This window comes from Variovorax sp. OV700, from assembly GCF_900099805.1.
Classification (GTDB): Bacteria; Pseudomonadota; Gammaproteobacteria; order Burkholderiales; family Burkholderiaceae_C; genus Variovorax.
Genome location: NZ_FNDR01000029.1, coordinates 1 through 3,236 on the forward strand (window position 1 = coordinate 1; position 3,236 = coordinate 3,236).

Consider the following 3,236-nt stretch of genomic DNA (forward strand, 5'->3'; position numbering starts at 1 on the left):
ACGCCGCTGGCGCAGAACGGCCCGCTCTTCAGCGCCCAGAGCGACTTCAGCTTCGGCTACCAGCCCATCGACGGCAACTACCCCGCGGGCAGCCCCGGCACCTATGCGGTGGCCACGGGCGACACGCTGCAGAGCATCGCCCGGGGGGCGTACGGGGATGCGAGCCTGTGGTACCTGATCGCGGATGCGAACGGGCTGAGCAGCGATGCGGACCTGCGGACTGGGCAGGTGCTCAGGATTCCGACAAGGGTGGGGAGTGCGGACAACGCGAGCACCTTCAGGCCGTACGACCCGAGCAAGATTGCGAGCGACTCGGCCACGATGATGGCGACGCCGCAGGCCGAGGACGACGGCTGCGGGGTGGTGGGGCAGATCATCATGGTGGTCATTGCCGTGGTGGTGACGATCTACACGGCCGGCGCGGCCGGAGCCTACTTCGGCGCAGCCGGGGCAGCGGGCGCAGGTGGCTTTGCCGGTGGGGTCGCCGTGCTGGGCGGAGCGGGTGGATTGACAGCCGCAAGCATTGGCGCCGCAGTGGTGGGGGGCGCCGTGGGCTCCATTGCCAGCCAGGCTGTCGGTGTCGCCATCGGGGCGCAGGACCAGTTCAGTTGGAAGCAAGTGGCGCTCGGTGCCATTGGCAGCGGCGTCACCGCTGGACTCGGTGGCGGGCTGATCAATACAGGAAATGTGATCGGCGATGCCGTCGTGCGCGGCGCCGTCGCGAACTCACTCACGCAAGGCATTGCGGTGGCCACGGGACTGCAGTCGAGTTTCAGTTGGAGGAGCGTGGCGGCCAGCGCCGTCGGTGCAGGGGTCGCGCAGGGAGTGAGCGGCGCCATCGGCAACAGCTTCGGCTCGGACAGCTTCGGGCAGTTCGCCAACCGAGCCGTGTCCAGCTTCGCCGGGGGCATCACGACGGCGGCGCTGCGCGGTGGACGCGTCAGCGCGACCCAGGTTGCTGTTGATGCCTTTGGCAATGCGTTGGGGGAGAGCATCGCAGCGGCGAACGGACAAGGCTCGCGCGTACCAGGGCCGATCGGGGCTGATGAGCGGGCCAAAATCCTGGGAATGTTTGGTGAGGGGCTATCCGAACCTATCGATTCAGTAGAGGCAGTGAAAGTTGGTGCCCGCAACAAAGTCGCACCGACGTCTTCGGCTCTTCAACCAGCAGCGCCTAGCAACGTCAATCCGTTTCTGCTCGCCCCGGGTAGCCAGCGTTTGGTCGACGACGGGGACGGCACCGTCTATGACGTGGACGTAAACAACAAGGCCAAGGTGGTCATTGATGGCGCGCCAGCGCCGGCGGCAGGTCCGGGCCAACGGATACAGCTCAACCCTTACCAGCTAGTGTCAGGTGCTTCTCGCGTCGTGGACGACGGCGGCAATGTCTACGACGTTCTGCAAGATGGCACGATCAGGAGCGTCATCGACGGCAGTTCGGCGACCAAGCCCGAGTGGCAGACGGTTATTCGGTCCGATGGATTTCATTACGACTACCTTCAGAAGCAGGTGGACGGTGTCGACATCAACACAGTGCGCACGATGCCAGGAGCCGTGCGGACTTCGGACGACTACGGCAACGTTCAAGATACTCTTCCAAACGGCACGACGCGCACGATCATTTCGGTCGATTCACCGCTGCCGGTTGGTCAGCAACTCATCATCAATCAGGGCCTGCAAAACTCCCTTACCAATTTGCAGGATCGGGGCGCTGAGATCAGGAACTGGAACAACGACACGGCGAAGATGGCGTTCTACAACGCCTTCGGCACCGCCGATACAGAGGCACGCTCCGTGGTGCTGCAGCGCATCGAGGGAAACATCGCGTCCAATCAGTCGATTGACATCAACAACTTCCAGTATGCGAGCAGAAATGCCAACCCAGGCTGGACTGACCTCGACTACAACGGAACTGGAGCGTACGTTCGCCGAAACGACCCGTCCAATACCATCTACGTGGGGCCAGCCCTTGCGCGAGGCGATATTGCCCAAGTGCTGACTCATGAGACATCCCACTGGAATGGCACCGGTCCTATCATCCCTGGTTCGAACCCGCCTATTACCGGAACAGTCGACGGCTATGTCGATCCAAAAACGGGCCGAATTGCGATAGACGCCACTGGAAAAGAGATCTCGACATATGGGGTGGTCGACGTTCGTGCGCTAGCGCCGAATGTGGCGCTGTACCATGCCGACACCTTCGGGTTTTATGCCTCGGATCTGATCCGCCCCCGAACGCCGAGCTATAGCGACTACATCGGATCGCAAAGCAGTGGCACTAGGAGGTAAGCGCCATGCAAAAAATCTACTTACAAGTTGGCCTGATGTCCAGCTTGCTGGTGCTTGGCGCCTGTGCGCCACTGGCTTCCAGCATCGCTGAATCGAACGCGTCCACACAAGCCTCACCTCGAACAGTTGCTCTCATGAAAACCTCCGTCACTGTCGAAGTCGATGGCCCCAACGTCGTTGTGCATACCCGCTATGAAAATGTGACTGACCGACTGATCTTCATCAAGCGAGGGACGTGGGGCATTAGTCGCGAGCACTCAGACGTAGTCAATGGAGCGGAAGAAGAGTTCGCCATCAACCAAAAGTCTAGCGGGGTTGGACTTCAATTCAACGGCTTGATCGTGCATCGAGTGACTCCATGGGGACGAGCCGACTTCACGTCGATCGAACCTGGCGAAGTGGGGACATCGTCTGTACGACTCGGCCCTCTTACACAAGAGCCGTTAAAAGGTCTGTATCTGTACCAGTTCCTGCCAGGCACGCATGAGTATGAAATCAGAAGGCGTTACGTCCTCTTCGACGAAAAGCAGGGCACCTTCCAAGGTTGGTGGACAGAGCCAGTAGTCTTCACATTCACACGGCCTCAGGGCCAGACCAAATAGCTGTCCTATACACGTGAATCTGTCGCCTCTGCCATCTCTCGGGGGCAGGCGTTTTTTAAGCGTTCAACTTTGCGTGCTCGTCGGAAGCACTTTTTCGAACGGCTGGAGCTTGTTTGACCGGGGCGGGTTGCCTGGTTCGTGATCAATTTTCACTCTCAGGTCGAGTCGGCTCCCGCCCTGTATGGACCCCCCGTCATCGATCCGGTTCGTTCTCGCTTTCGTTTCTTCGCCATCAACGTCGAACGTAGCATGTACGACGCCAACGGCCGGATGGTGCACCAGAAGACCACCGAATACCTGGTGGCCGAGAACGCGGTGAACTACGACTACGACGCCGAGGGCAAC

The 3,236-nt window shown here is 60.5% G+C and carries 2 protein-coding genes; both read left to right on the forward strand.

Annotation, left to right across the window (positions count from 1 at the left end; all coding sequences use genetic code 11):
* Positions 1-2,289: LysM peptidoglycan-binding domain-containing protein (locus BLR24_RS30135; protein ID WP_139188822.1), on the forward strand; the 2,289-nt coding region annotated here is incomplete at its 5' end.
* Between the two features lie 5 nt (positions 2,290-2,294).
* Positions 2,295-2,891 carry a hypothetical protein gene (locus tag BLR24_RS30555; protein ID WP_139188823.1) on the forward strand — a complete coding sequence of 199 codons (597 nt, stop codon included), beginning with the start codon at positions 2,295-2,297 and terminating at the stop codon, positions 2,889-2,891.
* Positions 2,892-3,236 lie beyond the last annotated feature (345 nt).